This window comes from Streptomyces sp. Ag109_O5-1 (assembly GCF_003814875.1).
Lineage (GTDB): Bacteria > Actinomycetota > Actinomycetes > Streptomycetales > Streptomycetaceae > Streptomyces > Streptomyces sasae.
In genome coordinates, this window is the sequence record NZ_RKQF01000001.1 from 2,268,935 (window position 1) to 2,283,437 (window position 14,503).

At 67.5% G+C, this 14,503-nt stretch carries 14 protein-coding genes; 3 read left to right on the plus strand and 11 right to left on the minus strand.

The features are described 5' to 3' along the window. Positions 1-2: 2 nt before the first annotated feature. From EDD90_RS10175 to EDD90_RS10220, 11 genes are all read right to left on the minus strand, one after another. Positions 3-656 carry a C39 family peptidase gene (locus tag EDD90_RS10175; RefSeq protein WP_311737206.1) on the minus strand — a complete coding sequence of 218 codons (654 nt, stop codon included), beginning with the start codon at positions 654-656 and terminating at the stop codon, positions 3-5. A gap of 43 nt (positions 657-699) precedes the next feature. Then, positions 700-1,695: a threonine/serine dehydratase gene (locus EDD90_RS10180; RefSeq protein WP_260328705.1), complete on the minus strand. Its 996-nt coding sequence runs from the start codon at positions 1,693-1,695 to the stop codon at positions 700-702. Positions 1,696-1,721: 26 nt separating this feature from the next. After that, entirely contained in the window at positions 1,722-2,702 is a 981-nt protein-coding gene (locus tag EDD90_RS10185; RefSeq protein WP_123972740.1) for a D-alanine--D-alanine ligase, read from the minus strand. Between the two features lie 166 nt (positions 2,703-2,868). Beyond that, the gene (locus tag EDD90_RS10190; protein WP_123972741.1) at positions 2,869-3,738 is read right to left on the minus strand and encodes a zinc-dependent metalloprotease; all 870 of its coding nucleotides are present in this window, start codon (positions 3,736-3,738) and stop codon (positions 2,869-2,871) included. Between the two features lie 92 nt (positions 3,739-3,830). Next, positions 3,831-4,859 (minus strand): hypothetical protein, encoded by a 1,029-nt coding sequence (locus EDD90_RS10195; protein ID WP_123972742.1) that lies wholly within the window; start codon positions 4,857-4,859, stop codon positions 3,831-3,833. A gap of 132 nt (positions 4,860-4,991) precedes the next feature. Further along, positions 4,992-5,189, minus strand: coding sequence for a hypothetical protein (locus EDD90_RS55240; RefSeq protein WP_185149015.1), 198 nt, complete (start codon positions 5,187-5,189; stop codon positions 4,992-4,994). Positions 5,190-5,378: 189 nt separating this feature from the next. After that, positions 5,379-6,752, minus strand: coding sequence for a glutamine synthetase family protein (locus EDD90_RS10200; protein WP_123972743.1), 1,374 nt, complete (start codon positions 6,750-6,752; stop codon positions 5,379-5,381). Beyond that, positions 6,752-8,281, minus strand: a complete 1,530-nt coding sequence (locus EDD90_RS10205; protein WP_123972744.1) for an amino acid permease — start codon at positions 8,279-8,281, stop codon at positions 6,752-6,754. The genes EDD90_RS10200 and EDD90_RS10205 overlap by 1 nt, the downstream gene beginning before the upstream one ends. Positions 8,282-8,346: 65 nt before the next feature. Next, positions 8,347-9,378, minus strand: a complete 1,032-nt coding sequence (locus tag EDD90_RS10210) for a hypothetical protein (protein ID WP_123972745.1) — start codon at positions 9,376-9,378, stop codon at positions 8,347-8,349. 165 nt (positions 9,379-9,543) lie between these two features. Then, positions 9,544-10,029 (minus strand): ATP-binding protein, encoded by a 486-nt coding sequence (locus tag EDD90_RS10215; RefSeq protein ID WP_260327783.1) that lies wholly within the window; start codon positions 10,027-10,029, stop codon positions 9,544-9,546. A gap of 255 nt (positions 10,030-10,284) precedes the next feature. Beyond that, a complete protein-coding gene (locus EDD90_RS10220) occupies positions 10,285-11,475 on the minus strand; it encodes a helix-turn-helix domain-containing protein (protein ID WP_123972746.1) in 1,191 nt (396 codons plus the stop codon). Between the two features lie 311 nt (positions 11,476-11,786). Between EDD90_RS10220 and EDD90_RS10225 the strand changes: the two genes are divergently transcribed. The 3 genes from EDD90_RS10225 to EDD90_RS10235 all read left to right on the plus strand — a co-directional run bounded on the left by EDD90_RS10225 (position 11,787) and on the right by EDD90_RS10235 (position 14,405). Next, positions 11,787-12,949, plus strand: a protein-coding gene (locus EDD90_RS10225) for an IS3 family transposase (RefSeq protein ID WP_123972747.1) whose coding sequence is annotated in 2 segments (ribosomal slippage) — positions 11,787-12,071 and positions 12,074-12,949 — 1,161 coding nt in all. Because the reading frame shifts where the segments join, the coding sequence is not laid out codon by codon here. A gap of 236 nt (positions 12,950-13,185) precedes the next feature. Continuing rightward, on the plus strand, positions 13,186-13,494 hold the full coding sequence (locus EDD90_RS10230) for a transposase (RefSeq protein WP_185149016.1): 309 nt from the start codon (positions 13,186-13,188) through the stop codon (positions 13,492-13,494). Next, positions 13,491-14,405, plus strand: coding sequence for an IS3 family transposase (locus EDD90_RS10235; protein WP_185149017.1), 915 nt, complete (start codon positions 13,491-13,493; stop codon positions 14,403-14,405). The genes EDD90_RS10230 and EDD90_RS10235 overlap by 4 nt, the downstream gene beginning before the upstream one ends. Positions 14,406-14,503: the final 98 nt, after the last annotated feature.

Here is a 14,503-nt window from a genome sequence, read left to right on the forward strand (position 1 = left end):
GCTCAGGTGGTTGACGGCGACGCTACCGGGCGAAACCCGGAGGTCAGGGCAGGCGCCTGTCGTGCGGTGCGGCGCAGGTCGAGTGAGATGCCGCGGCCCCCGAAGAAGTCCCTGAAACGGCTGATGGTCAGGGCTGCCGAACGGGCAGCGGGGGTGTGGCCGCTGGGGTTGCGGAACGTGATCGTGCCGTCGTGGTGGCCGGTCACCAGGACAAGGTGCCCGCCGCGCCGCTCGGGGTCCTGATCGGGGCGGCGAATCCCCTTCGACACGGAGGCCATCACCATGCGTCCGGCGTCCAAGAGGTTGAGGATGTCGTGGAGCTCCATCACGCCGTGGACGTCGGCCAGCAGGTTGTGCGTCTCGCGGACGTAGGTGGCGAACGGGTCGTAGAACAGACCCCGGATCTCGTTGCCGTCCCGTGTGTACGCATTGAACAACCGTGCTCCGGACAGGAGTTGGAAGAGGTTGGGGGCCTGGCCGTCACGGTGGAGCAGGACCATACGCAGGCAGGCCATACCGCACAGGTGGCGGCACCAGCGGGCGTACGTGGATCGGGAGGGGGCTCCGCTCTGCGCCCATCGAGGGTCGGCTGCTGGGTCGTAGCCCTGGTACGCGATGCGCTCGATGAGGTCGGGTGACGCGTACTGGGTGACCACTGGTACCGGCTCGTGGACCGGCCGGCCTGCGGCGGGTGGGGTGTCAGTGCAGCACGGGGGCAGCATCGGTGTTCCGTTCGATTTCCATGGCGGTGTCGAGGAGGGTGCGGTAGTTGGGCCAGTCGACGTTGCCGCCGGAGACGACGACTCCGACCGGTCCGGCCGGCAGACGGTCGGTGGCTTGGAGCAGGCCGGCGAGTGCGACCGCGCCGGAGGGTTCGGCGGTCGTGCTGTAGTGGCGCCAGAGGTATGCCATCGCGCTGGCGATAGCCGCTTCGGGCACGGTGACCACGTCGTGGATCAGGGGCTTGATGATCTCGAAGGGCAGCAGGGCGGGCTCGGTGTGACGGAGGCCGTCGGCGATCGTGTCGGGGGGCGGGATCGGGGTGAGACGGCCCGCGCGCAGCGAGCGGTGGGTGTCGTTCGCGGTGGCCGGTTCGACCCCGATCACGCGCAGGTGCGGGTTGTGGCCCAGTGCGGCGAGCACAGAGCCTGCGGCGAGTCCGCCGCCGCCGATGGGTACGAAGAGCGCGGCCAGGTCGGGGACTTCCTGGATCATCTCCCAGGCGACCGTCCCGGCCCCGGCGATGACGGCGTGGTGGTTGGAGGAGGGGATGGCCGTCCGGCCCGTATGGTGCGCGATCTGCTGTACGAGAGCGTCACGGCGGTCGCGGTGTCGATCGTAGGTGATGATCTGCGCGCCCAGAGCGTCGAGGGCGACGCGTTTGGAGGTGGGGGCGTCGCTGGGGATGACGACGGTGGCGGTGGTGTGGTGGTGGAGCGCGGCGAGCGCGAGGGCCTGGGCGTGGTTGCCGGAGGAGCCTGCGATGAAGCCGGCGGCGCGCTGGTCGCTGGTGGCGGTGGCCAGCGCGTAGTAGGCCCCGCGGAACTTGAAGGAGCCGGTGAGCTGCTTACTCTCGTCCTTGACCCACACGCGGCGGCCGACGAGCGAGTCGAACGCTGCGGAGGAGACCATCGGGGTCCGGACGGCGGCGCGGCGGACCTGTTCCATGGCCATCAGGACGTCGGCGGACGTCATACGTCCCACGCGGTGGTTCCCCTCGGTCATGCCTGAGCCCGCCGATCGGTGCGGGCCCCGCGCAGGATGTGACTGACGAGCTGCTCGTAGCTGATGCCTGCGGCCTTCGCCATCCGGGCGAGGTTGCCCTTATGGCTCAGGCCCGGAAGGGTGTTGGCCTCCAGCCAGAGCGCCCGCTGGTCCGGGGTGATGATGAAGTCGTGGCGGCTGTAGCCGTGACAGCCCAGAGCACGGTGGGCGGCGACGGCCTGCTCGCGCACCGCTTTGTCCACGTCATCCGTCAGCGGGGCAGGACAGCGATAGGTGCACAGGTCGCTGTTCTCCTTCGCGGCCTGGGTGTAGACCCTGCCGGCAGTCTCGGCTTCGATCGGGGGTAGCGTGTCCAGCCGCCCGGTCGTCTCGTCTTCCAGCACCCCGACGCTGATCGACCGCCCCCGGTGGTACGCCTCGGCCATCAGATCGGTCGACGAGGCGTCCAAGAGCGCCGCGATCAGCTCGTCGTTGCCTCGGGGACGGCGGAGTCCGACCGAACAGCCCTCGTTGACGGGTTTGATGATGATGTCCGGCCCGAGCAGGTCGACAATGCGCGCAGCCTCGACGTCCACCTTCACCTGGTGGCTGACGGCCGTGGCCACGGGAGTAGTCAAGACGCCGGCCGCCCGCACGATGCTCTTGGCCCGGAGCTTGTGCATACAGACGGCGGATGCCAGAACACCGGAACCGGTGTAGTCGATGCCGCGGGTTTCCAGGTAGCCCTGGAGGCGGCCGTCCTCGCCACCACGCCCGGCAATGGCCAGGAACACGGTGTCGACGCCGTCGAGCCGACCGCCGAGTTCGCGCTGGTCGGTTTTGAGGTCGACGGTGTCGGCCCGTACCCCCATCCCGTGGAGTGCTCCGAGGACGGCCTGTGCCGAGAGCAGGGAGCGGTGGCGTTCAGCGGACCACCCCCCGGTGATGACGACCACCCCCTTCGGGTAGTCGTACTGGCTGACGAGCCGGATGGTCATCGGCTTCCTCCTTGGTTGTGTTCCGCTGGGCTGGTTGTCTGCCAGCAGGGAGCGTGTGGGTGGTTCGTCCGGGGCCGGACCGGGCTTCGGTCCGGCCCCGGGGGGTGCACCCGTCCGCCGAGGCGGTCGGGCAGCGCGGTGATCAGGGCCGGAGGTTTGGCCTCGATCAGCTCTGTTCGATCGGCTTGGCCACGAGACTGCGCTGTTCCGACGGAACGGCGAGGCGCTGGGCCCAGGTGTCCAGGGCGGCGACCTCGTCGGCGGTGGGCAGGAGGAATATGTCCTTCCAGACCCGGTTGACCACGTCGACGCCGTGCGTGTCGACGGCGTGGGTGATGAGGCGGGCGCCCTGCTCGTAGGAGTCAAGGCGCGGGCCGAGGCAGCGGACACCGGGGAAGCCGGCGTGGAGCCGGTAGCGCCAGGAACGCTTCGCCAGCTCGCGGTGGTTCACCGGCGCTCCGAAGAGACGGGTCGTGGTCTGCTGCTCGGCCCAGGTGGCGTGCCCCTCCAGCACAGTCGAGGCGCCGCGCCCACGGCGGTCCATGCCCCGGCGATCGGGCGCGTAGGTCTCCCACACCAGGCCGCGGCGGGCTTCGAACTGGGCGTGATGGACGAGTTCGTGCGCGGTCATCACCGTCAGGCACGGCTGGTTGGTGAGGAATCCGCTGTGGTGCAACGCGCGGGGCGCGATGATCGTCTCGACCTGGCCGTCGGCGGCCTCCATGGTCTGTGCGAAGACCAGAGGCCAGACAAGGACGGGGACGAAGCTGGTCATCTTGAGGATGCCGCGCAACGCCCTAATCTGTTGGGGCGTCAGCTTCTGGTCTGCTATGTCCCGGGCCAGGATTCGTTGCTGGTTGAGCCGGTTGGCGTTGCGCCACTTCTTGGGCGTCAGCAGGCGGTAGCGCACCTTAGCCGGAAGAGGGAGGCGAGTCGTTTCCTGCACGACAGGCGCCACGGTGTGCAGGATGCTCAAGAGCAGCTCGGTCAGTTCGGGGTGTCGGCGGGTGTCATCGAGGACGGTGAAGCGGGTCACTGGTGTTCCTGTCGGGTGGTTGTTCTCGGAGTCGGTTCAGGCGAGCCCGTACGCGGTCGGTAGGTGGCCGGGGCTGCTGTGCGCAGAAGCCGTCAGGGGGTAGGGGCTCTTGACCGGTCCTGGGTGTGCGGTATTCCGGTCGCGGATCCGGAGGGCCCGTCAGGAGCCCGTTCCTGCTGCACATGGCGTTCGGCCCGCTCCTCGACCGCCGCTGCTGTGACCCGTCGTTCAATCCACATCACCACGAGCGCGACGGGGATCACCGGCAGGACGCGGTAGATGCCGGGAAGCAGAAACTGGACGGTGGCGGCGCTGAGGTCGAATCCAGCGTAGGCCGCCATGAGCGGGAGGAGGCGCTGATAGCGGCGGTACAGCCAGACCCGGCCAGCCGCGTAGAGGGCCATGGCGATGGCGGGGAGCCCGAAGTAGGCGTGCGCCAGGACCTCGATCAGGCAGATGAGGGTGTAGATCTCCCAGGCGGGCCTGTGGATGGCTGTCAGCAGGGCTGCGGTGGCGGCCACCATCACGACGTCTTCGATGGCCACGGTCCACACCACCGTCAGACCGATTACCCCGACGTTGTGGAAGCCGAGTGCTCCCAGCTGGCTGCCCTTCATGACGGGTATGCCGTCGATGTCGGCCCAGCCCAGGAGTACCACCAGCAGCTTGGTAAGGCCCCCTCCGGCCATGCACGCGAGGAGGGCCGCGGTCGCGATCCGCCAGTCCCGCAGCCGGTCGCGGGCCGTGGCCGGGAGCCACGCCGTCGGGGATACCCCGTGTGCCCGGCAGACCTCCAGAGCGAGCCAGGCGGCCGTACAGCCGGACACGATGAGGGCCACCTGCCGGTAGGGAACAAGCCCCGCCGCGTACATGGACACGGCTCCGCAGACAGCCGCAGCGCCGCGCACCGCGAGGCGACGTGGTTGAGAGACCCGGTCCAGGGTGGTGCGGGCGATCACCAGCCCGGACAGCCAGAAGAACACCACCATGCCGAGGACGAACTCGCACGGTCGAATCCACCGTAGATCGGCCGACGCCCACCGTACGCCGTACATACCCGCCACATCCAAGACGCCTATGGCCAGGGTCCGGAAAGAGGTGAGCAGTAGCAGCAAGAGCACCTGCGCGTACACCCGAGCGACCGACGTATCGGTTGACGGGGTGGCTGCCCTGTCCCGGGGGGAGACGGCCGGGGGCGAAGAGGAAGTCGGCAGCTATCCGACGGAGCGTCGCTCGGGGCCTGGAGGAACTCTTCACGCGCGGCCCTCCGTCGTGAAGGGTGCGAAGGCGTCAGCGTCGTACACGGCCAGCTGGTTCCACGGGTCGGCGGCGGCACCGAAGCGCGCGATCTGCTGCGTCAGGTCGAACAGCAGGCCCAGCACGATGGCGGTGATGTGGTCCCTGCTGCCCTCCGACAAGGAGGTCAGCACGATGGGCTCCACCTCGGCCACGGACGTGGGGGTGTGTCCGGGTAGGCCGGGATGGCGTGCGCTGTCGCATAGAGCGAAGCGGAACAGGGTCACTGAAGGTCCGATCGGCTTCTGTGGTGCCCTGTCGCCGAGCCCCGGTGACGGAGCCGTGGGCCCGGCGACAGGCAGGAGAACTCGCCCGCGGGAGCGGGCAGGGGAGGCGGCGAGACGTCAGGCGCGGTCGAGGAGTTCGCGTTCGATGTCGGTGACCATGCGGCGGTGCTCGGCGAGCTCAGCTTCGGCCGCCCGCGTGTAGTGCCGGACAACGTCCTGCCCGAACAGGTCGTTCGCGAGGCTGCTGGACGCGAAGGACGCCAGGGCCGCCGACAGGTCCCAGGGCACCGACGGCGAGGTCTGGTCGGTGTAGGCGTCGCCCAGGGACACCGGCGGCAGGTTCGGTTTGTCCCGCAGACCGTACGCGATGGAGGCGATCGTGGCCGCGATCCCCAGGTAGGGGTTGGTGTCGGCGCCGGGCAGACGGTTTTCCAGGTGGGTGCCCTGCCCGTGGCCGGTGACGCGAATCGCGCACCCGCGGTTGTCGATTCCCCAGTTCATGTACTTCGGGGCGAAGGAGTAAGCGCCGTATCGTTTGTATGAGTTTGGGTAGGGCGCGTACAGCAGAGCGAGGTGCGGCATCGCGGCGAGCAGCCCAGCGATGCTGTGCCGCATCGCCTCCGTCGGCAGGTCCCTGGGCGAGGTGGTCGCGAAGGCCGGTTCGCCCTCGCGCAACAGGGACAGATGGGCGTGCAGGCCGCTGCCAACGCCGGTGGCGGGCGCGGCCATGAACGAGGCCAGCATGCCGTGCCGGACCGCCAGGTGCTTGACGGTCTGCTTGTAGAGCACGTAGCTGTCGCAGGCCTCCAGCGCCGGGCCGTAGGGGAAGGTGACCTCGATCTGGCCGCGCTGCCCTTCCGTCTTGACGGCCAGCACGCGGATCCCGGCATCGAACAGGGCGTCTTCCAGGTGGCGGAAGAAGTCGCTGAGGTGGGGAGGGTGATCGAGGGCGTAGTCCATGTTGTGGGGCATCACCGGCTCACCGTCCCTGTTGTAGAGCAGGAACTCGCTCTCCAGCCCGACCTGGGGCACGTAGCCGAGTTCCGCGAGCCGCTCCAGTTGGGCGCGGAGCATCTGCCGGGGCGCGATGGCGACGGGTGCCGTGTCGGCGTAGACGGCGTCGCATAAGACGACCGCGGTGTGCGGGAGGTAGGGCAGCAGGCGCAGGGTGCTCCAGTCGGCGCGGGCCCTGATGTCCCGAAAGCCGTCAGCCCAGCCCGTCAGATCGAATCCGGCGAGAGGGTCCATGTTGATGTTGGTGGCCAGGATGTAGGCGCAGGCCTCCGCCACCGGGGCGTTCGCGTCGGCGTCGATCTCGTCCAGGAGCGGGAGAGCTGCCAGACGCTTGCCCTTCAGGCGCCCCTGCATATCCGGTATGGCCGCCAGCAGCGTACGTATGTCCCCGTGTTCCGCGGCCTCCTTCAGATCCATGAAGGACGAGAACGCGCCCCGCTCCAGATCGGCATCGGGCATGGCGTGCTGGTTGTTCATCAGACGACCTCGTCGCTCAGCGCAGCGTGGGCGGTCCGGTTGCCCACGTCGGGGATCTTGTAGGTGCGGCGCCCCTTGGTGGTCCACAGGATCCAGGCCGCGAACATGACCAGGGCCAGGACGATGGGGGCGTAGTTGAAGGAGTCGACGGTGACCGGGGAGACCTGCGGGAGGCAGAAGAGCACCGTCACGAAGGCGACCCAGATAACGGCCGTCACACCGACCGGCTTGTGCCACCGGCCGAGGTTCCACGGGCCCGGCTGGAAGCGGTCACCGGCGCGCAGCCGCAGGTAGACCGGGATCGCGTACGCCGGGGTGATGCCGAGCACGTTGATCGCGGTGACCGCGCTGTAGGCGGTCGGCGAGATCAACGACGGCGCCGCGAGGAGGAGCGCCACGCCGACGGACAGCCACACCGCGGCGACGGGTGTCTTGGTGCGGGTGCTGGTACGCCGCCACAGGCTGGAGCCCGGGACGGCGCCGTCCCGGGAAAAGGCGAAGACCATCCGGGAGGCCGCCGCGGTCTCCGCGTTGCCGCAGAACAGCTGCGCCACGATCACGACCAGCAGGAGGGCCTTGGCCCAGCCGACGCCGGCGACATCGAGGAAGATCTGCGCCGGCGGGACGCCTGTGCTGGTCTTCTGGGTTCCGACGTAGTCCTGGATCGCCGACGTCAGGCCGAAGAGCAGCACGAACCCGGCGATCAGTGAGATCCAGATGGAACGGACCATCCCCTGCGGTGCGGAGATCTGCGCCTGCTTGGTCTCCTCAGACAGGTGCGAGGAGGCGTCGTACCCACAGAACGTGTACTGCGCCAGGAGCAGCCCGAGCGCCCCCACGAAGAGGCCATTGCCCCAGCCAGTGTCGTTGTTGAAGTGGCCGAACACGAAGGCCGCGCTCTGGTGCTGTGCTGGGGCGAGCATCAGGCAGCCGACGATGAGCGCAACGCCGCCGATGTGCCACCACACCGACACCTTGTTCAGGAGGGCAACGAGGTTGATCCCGGCCACGTTCAGCAGAGCGTGGAGCAGCAGGATCGCCGCGAAGATCAGCATGGTCTTCTCGGGAGTCGGGGTGAATCCCCACTGCAAGTTCGCGAACGCGCCGACGAAGGTCGCCGCGCCGAAGTCGATGCCGGCGATGCCGCCGATCAGGCCGAGCATGTTGAACCAGCCGGTGTACCAGGCCCACAGCGGACCGCCGAGGCGGTCAGCCATGTAGTACAGGCCGCCGGAGGTGGGGTAGGCAGAGGTGACCTCTGCCAGGGCCATGCCCAGCAGCAGCACTATCAGGCCGACGCCCACCCAGCCCCACATGATCACGGCCGGGCCGCCGGTGGCCAGGCCGAAGCCGTACATCGTCATGCAACCGGACAGGATGCTGATGACGGTGAAACTGGCTCCCATGTTGGCGAAGCCGCTCATCCGGCGGTCCAGCACACTGGGGTACCCGAGTCCGGCAAGGACTGCTGCGTCGTCGCCCGACTGGCGACGGGCGGCTCTACTCGAAGACACCGAAAGGATCCTCATCTGGAGGTGGAATGGGAAGGAAATGGGGCGGCTAGGTAGGGGCGTCTCGGGTGGGGAACGGCATCTCATCGGCGTGAGGCCTCCTTCATCGCGAACCTGTGGCCGATCGCGAAGCTGTGCTGCCACCGGCTGCGGGGACCCGTCTGTTCCCACGGAGCAGCCACTGCGAAGGGGCCGATCGCCTCAAACACGGGTGCCGCGCCCGGCAGGCCGGTGTTGATGAGGCCGCAGGCCAGGTAGTTCAAGTCGAGGATCGAGCAGTCACGGCGTGGGTCCTGGTGCCAGGCGAACCATCCGTCTCGGGCCCGCTGGACGTACCCGTGGGTCGCCTCGGTGTTCCAGTAGCCGATGGAGCTGCCCGTCCCTTTCCGGAATTGAGCCGCGTAGTCGTCGACGTAGGCGTAGATAGGGAGGACGTGCAGCGGAGATCCTGGTTTGGCACGTTCGGTCGCCCATTTCGTGAAGGTCAACGCGCCGCGTCCGCGAGCCTTGAAGCACTGGAGCATGCGGTGATGGGCTTCGCGGTTGCCTGGGTCGAGTTCTTCGACAGCGAGGAGCAGCGGCCACGGGCCGACGGGGAGAAGGTGCTGCTCGGGTGGATGCGCCCAGTGCGCCCGGTGGACTGGCCGGTTGGGGTCGATGTCCAACACGGCGAGGGCCAAGCGGCAGATTCTGGGAATGGGACAGGCCGGCCAGCGTTCCTCGGCGGCGTCGCAGGCCACAAGCGCGTGCCGGGTCACGGCCATCACGGAGTAGCGGTCAACGCCGCGTCGGCCCGCGGCGACCGCTCGATGGGTCAGGACTCTGGCGTGCATCATCGCCGCGTAGGCGTCGTCCGGCTCTTCCTTACGCCAGGCCTCGACCGCGTGGCCCTTGGCTGCGGCAGCAGCAAGGAGCTGGCTGCGGGACGTCAACAGTTCCCAGGTCCGGGCCGTCTCAATGGTCCGTTCGAGCAGGGCCTGGGAGGATCGCCACCGGTCAAGCTGGAGGTCTTCAAGAGCATTGCGCAGGTCGTCATCCCATCCAGCGGGATGTGGTGTCAGAGCCGTGCCATCACTAGGCATCGGTGCCCTCCACCGGCAGGTGTGGGCGGACAACTCGGGAGACGCCGAGCTTCTTGCAGGGCGGCAGTAAGGACATGGGGGACCTTCTGGGAAGGGGGCGGTCACCGTGCCGTTGGCGTTGAGGGGGTACGTCAACTGCCCTGTGACGGATAGGGGATCCAGCGGACGGTCAGGCCGTACCCGTGGATCGACGTGCGGTCATTGCGGCTGTTCAGACAGGCTGATCACGGGGAAACGGCACCAGGTCTGCGCGCCGGCGTCGGATGTCCCCCAGTCCCCGCCGTACTCCGCGGTAACGGCTTGCACCAGGTAGAGGCCTCGCCCTGACTCTGAGGTCACGCCCGGCGGCGTGAGCGTCGCTTCGCCCGGCATCCCATCGATGACGACAATGTTGAGGCAGCCCTCGCGGGTGAACATGACCACCTGAACTTCCGCAGCACCGCTGTGAATCATCGCGTTGGCCACCAGTTCGGAGACCACCAACTGTGCTGGGTCAATCAGGGCTTCCAGCCCGTGAAACCGGAGCCGGGCCGTGGCAATCCGACGCATGATGCGCACTCGGGATGCCGTTTCGGGGACCACCTGACGATCGGGACCGGGCGGACCGATGGGGAATCGTTCGTCCATCACATGCTGGTCGCAGTCCAGGACCAGCAGCGGGCTTCGTACGACTGTCGTCGTCATCACGTCCTCTTGAGGGAACGTGGGGCCGACCGAACAGCGTGCTTGGAACGCGAATGCAGTGCGGTAAGGGCGTGAGAATCCGTACCTGGGCGGGCTACAGCAAGGACGCGTCGACAGGTGCGCTGCTGGATCCCGGCGTGCTTCATCGTCATGGTCGGCTCCATGTCGAAGTGGCCAGTGACGACATGGTGGCCCCACAACAAGGCCTCAACTAGCCTGAGTTGAGGCTAGTTGAGGCCAAAGGTTTACAGGACGTTATGACCGTGAGGTCAGCCAGCTTCCGAACGCCTGGAAGCTGTCAGGCAGCCGCCGATGGGCGGCTTCCAGGCCCGAGTAGGTCTCTCGCACCATCGGGTGATATTTGGCCTGCTGGGGGGCCACTTTCCGCGCCGCCATGAGGCTTTTGAATGACGCATCCAGTCGCCCAGTCCACATCTCTGCGCGCGCGACCTCCGCCCAGTGGTGGCTTGCTCGCGACTTCGGCCAGTCTGGTGGGATCGCCAGACCGCTCGCGGCGTCGACCGCTTTGTCGTACTTGTCCAGCTCGGCGAGAACCGATACCCGGTGCACTTCCACGTTGGTGCCGCCGAAGGTCATCCAGAGAACCTTGGGCGCTTCACCGGTCCTATCGGCGATCTTCTTTGCCTCGCTCAAGTGCAACATGGCGCGGTCATTGTCATGCGCGCGACCCGCCATCACGGAGCCACCCAGATGCAGTTGGCCGGTGATTACGTCGCGCTCCACGCAGGCATCGGCCTGCTCGATCGTCCTGAGTCCGAGATCGACGAGGCGCTGCCCGGTCCGGTACTTGCCCTCGCGCAAGTAGGCCAGAGCCCGCAGGTACTGGTAGGCACCTCCGTAGACCGCGCTGGACGCTCGGTGGGCGGCCCAGTCCAATCGGGCCAACGCGAGTTGCGCCAAGTCCGCGTATCCGAGCTTGGTGGCCACGTCGTAACCAGTGCGATAGAGGGACGCGAGGACCAACCAGCCGTCGGTGGTTCCAGCGGCGTGCGCTGCTGTGGTTGCCTCCTCGATCAGGCCTGCGACGTTGGAAGCCGCCTGCTTAATCTCGCCCTTACGTACCGCAGCGCAAAGGGCTTCAGCTTCGTCGTGGAGTTGCGTGAGGGTGCGCGCGGTGATGTCGGGGTCCGCACCGAGGTCGTAGACGTCGAGAGCTTCCCGGATGGGAGCTATCAGGACGTCGAGCTTGTCAGCTCGAAGATCCGACTCGTATGGCTGACCGACGACGGTGGCCACTTCCACACGCATGGCACGCGCGCAGCGGGCAACAACGTGAGGAGTGGCGCTGAGAGCGCCGCGTTCCACCTTGATCAGCGTGTTGTAGGGGACTCCCGAGAGGTCTGCGAGGGCTCGTTGAGTGAGGCCACGTTCACGACGAAGTCGCGCGATACGTGCCCCAGTGTGGTCTTCGGGCAGAGCGTGCATACTGGCTCCTAGTTCTGCTTCGACACCAGAACGGTACCCGCGGTCGGCTCCGCGGTGCGCGAAGAACCCCGCTCCTCGTAGGAGCGGGGTTCTTCGCATTGCAGAACCCGAAGAAGGGGTGCAGGTCGCCGTATCAACGCCACGTAACGCCTATCGGTGATCTCGCGGCCCTCGCTACAACCATTCACCGACGGCGGCAGTTAAAGTAGCCACCCACTAAATAGGCCTTGCGCGACCCGCTGGGGTCTGATGCACGATCGGGTGACATCTGAACTGGCTTGCCCTGTGGGGCGGGTGGGAAGGATGTCGCTGTGCCCAAGCCTTATCCCGAAGAGTTCCGCCAGGACGTCGTGCGGGTCGCGAGGAACCGCGGCCCGGGCGTGACAGTGGAGCAGATGGCCACCGACTTCGGGGTCCATCCGATGACGTTGTGGAAGTGGATGCGCCGGGCGGACATCGATGATGGGGCCAAGCCTGGAGTGACCAGCCAGGACAGCGCGGAGCTGCGGGAGGCTCGGCGGCGGATCAAGCTGCTGGAGCAGGAGAACGAGGTCCTGCGCCGGGCCGCGGCCTATCTGTCGCAGGCCCATCTGCCGGGAAAAGGATCTACCCGCTCGTGAAAGAGCTGGCCGCGGACGGGACGCCCGTCACGGTCACGTGCCGGGTCCTGAAGCTCGCCAGACAGCCTTACTACCGCTGGCTCGACAAGCCGGTGACCGACACCGTGCTGGAGGAGGCATACCGCGCGAAGGCGCTCTTCGACGCCCATCGCGACGACCCGGAATTCGGCTACCGCTTCCTGGCCGATGAAGCCCGTGGTGCCGGGGCCCAGATGGCGGACCGCACCGCGTGGCGGATCTGCCGGGACAACCGCTGGTGGAGCGTGTTCGGCAAGAAGCGCGGGAGAGTCAAGAAGGCCGGTCCGCCGGTGCACGACGACCTGGTCCGCCGCGACTTCACCGCGGACGGGCCGAACCGGCTGTGGCTCGCCGACATCACCGAACACGCCACCGGCGAGGGCAAGTTGTACGTCTGTGCGATCAAGGACGTTTTCAGCAACAGGATCGTGGGCTACTCCATCGATGCACGGATGAAGTCCCGCCTGGCCGTGACCGCCCTGGAGAACGCCGTAGCCCGGCGCGAACAGGTCGACGGATGCATCCTGCACAGCGATCGCGGATCGCAGTTCCGCGCCCGGAAATTCGTCCGGGCACTCGACCGCCACCGGATGGCCGGCTCCATAGGGAGAGTCGGGGCGGCCGGCGACAACGCGGCCATGGAGTCCTTCTTCAGCCTGCTGCAGAAGAACGTCCTCGACCGCCGGACCTGGACCACCCGCGAGGAACTCCGGATCGCGATCGTGACCTGGATCGAGCGGACCTACCACCGACGCCGCAGACAAGCCGCACTCGGCCGGCTGACCCCCATCGAATTCGAAACCGTGATGACCACACCGGCCCTCAAGGCCGCGTGACCGAACCTGTCACCCAAACCTGCATCAGACCCCTGAGGTAGGAAACTCCCAGGGCAGACGGCGCGTCAGCTTGCCTGCTCGTGTACGGCAGCATGCAACTCGCGGACGCCGGTCGTGCGAGGGTGCCGCTCCGCCAGTTCGTAGACGATGCTGCGGATAGCAGGCCGATTGAGGTTCCCGAGATGCGGAGGATGTTGACAGAGGGTCAGATGGTTCTCATGAGAGGAACATCGACTATGGCGGCCCCCAGAAAGTACTCGCTGGAGTTGCGTGAGCGTGCGGTACAGATGTGCCGGACCTCCGACCCGAAGCCGCAGATCAAGAAGCTGGCCGTCGACCTCGGCGTGCATCCCGAGGCCCTGCGCGGCTGGATCCGGCAGGCCGAGGCCGATGCCGGCGAGCGGGACGACCGGCTCGCCACCGACGAGCGGGCCGAGCTGGTGGCGCTGCGCAAGGAGAACGCCCAGCTCAAGCGGGCCAACGACGTGCTGCGGACGGCCTCGGCTTTTTTCGCGGCGCAACTCGACCCGACCCGGCCCAGGTGACGGCGCTCGTCGACGAGCATCCCCGCCTGGGAGTCGAGTGCGTCCTGCGGGAACTGCACATCTCCTCCTCCACCTACTACCGCTGGCGCCGCGCGGAGAAGGAGCCGTGCGAACGGCGGCGCCGCGACGTCGAGCTGACCGAGCGGATTAAGGAGATCCATGCGGAGTCCGGCGGCAATTACGGCTCGCCGCGCGTGCACGCCGTCCTCAAACGCGAGGGCACACGCGTGGGCCGCAAGCGGGTCGAGCGCCTGATGCGCGAGGCCGACATCGCAGGCGTCAGCCCGCGGCGCAAGGGCTTCACGCGCCGCGATCCCAAGGCCACGCTCGCCCCGGACCTGGTCAGCCGGGACTTCACCGCGCCGGCGCCGAACCGGCTGTGGGTCACCGACCTGACGATGATCTCCACCGGCGAGGGACCGTTGTGGCTCTCGGCCATCCGGGACGCCTTCTCCCGCCGGGTGGTCGCGTGGGAGACCTCTGCCCGCGCGGACGCCGACCTGGTCCTGACCACCCTGGAGTACGCGCTCGCGTCCCGTGAGGTCGAGCCCGGCAAGCTCATCCATCACGCCGACCACGGCTGTCAGTACACCTCCATCAAGCTCACAACCCGGCTGCTGCGAGCGGGAGTTGAATCATCCATGGGGTCCGTCGGGGACTCATACGACGCCCTCGCGGAGAACCTCTGGATGCTCATCAAAACCGAGTGCATCCGCGGCCGCACCTTCACCACAAGGGCCGAGGCCAACCTCGCGCTCTTCGAATACATCGACGGCTTCTATAACCCCCGCCGCATCCAGGAACGGCTCGGCTTCCTCAGCCCGATCGAGTACGAGGAGAAGCACTACGCCGAGCAGGCGACGGTCGAACCAACGAATCTGAACACCCATCGACCCCTGCTGACCAGCTGATCAGCACCTCCCGCACGACGGGGGAAGCTCAATCCCCGCGCATGTCATGAACGTACTTCCCGTCATGACGCGGCCTACCCTCCGCGCAAGGCAACTTC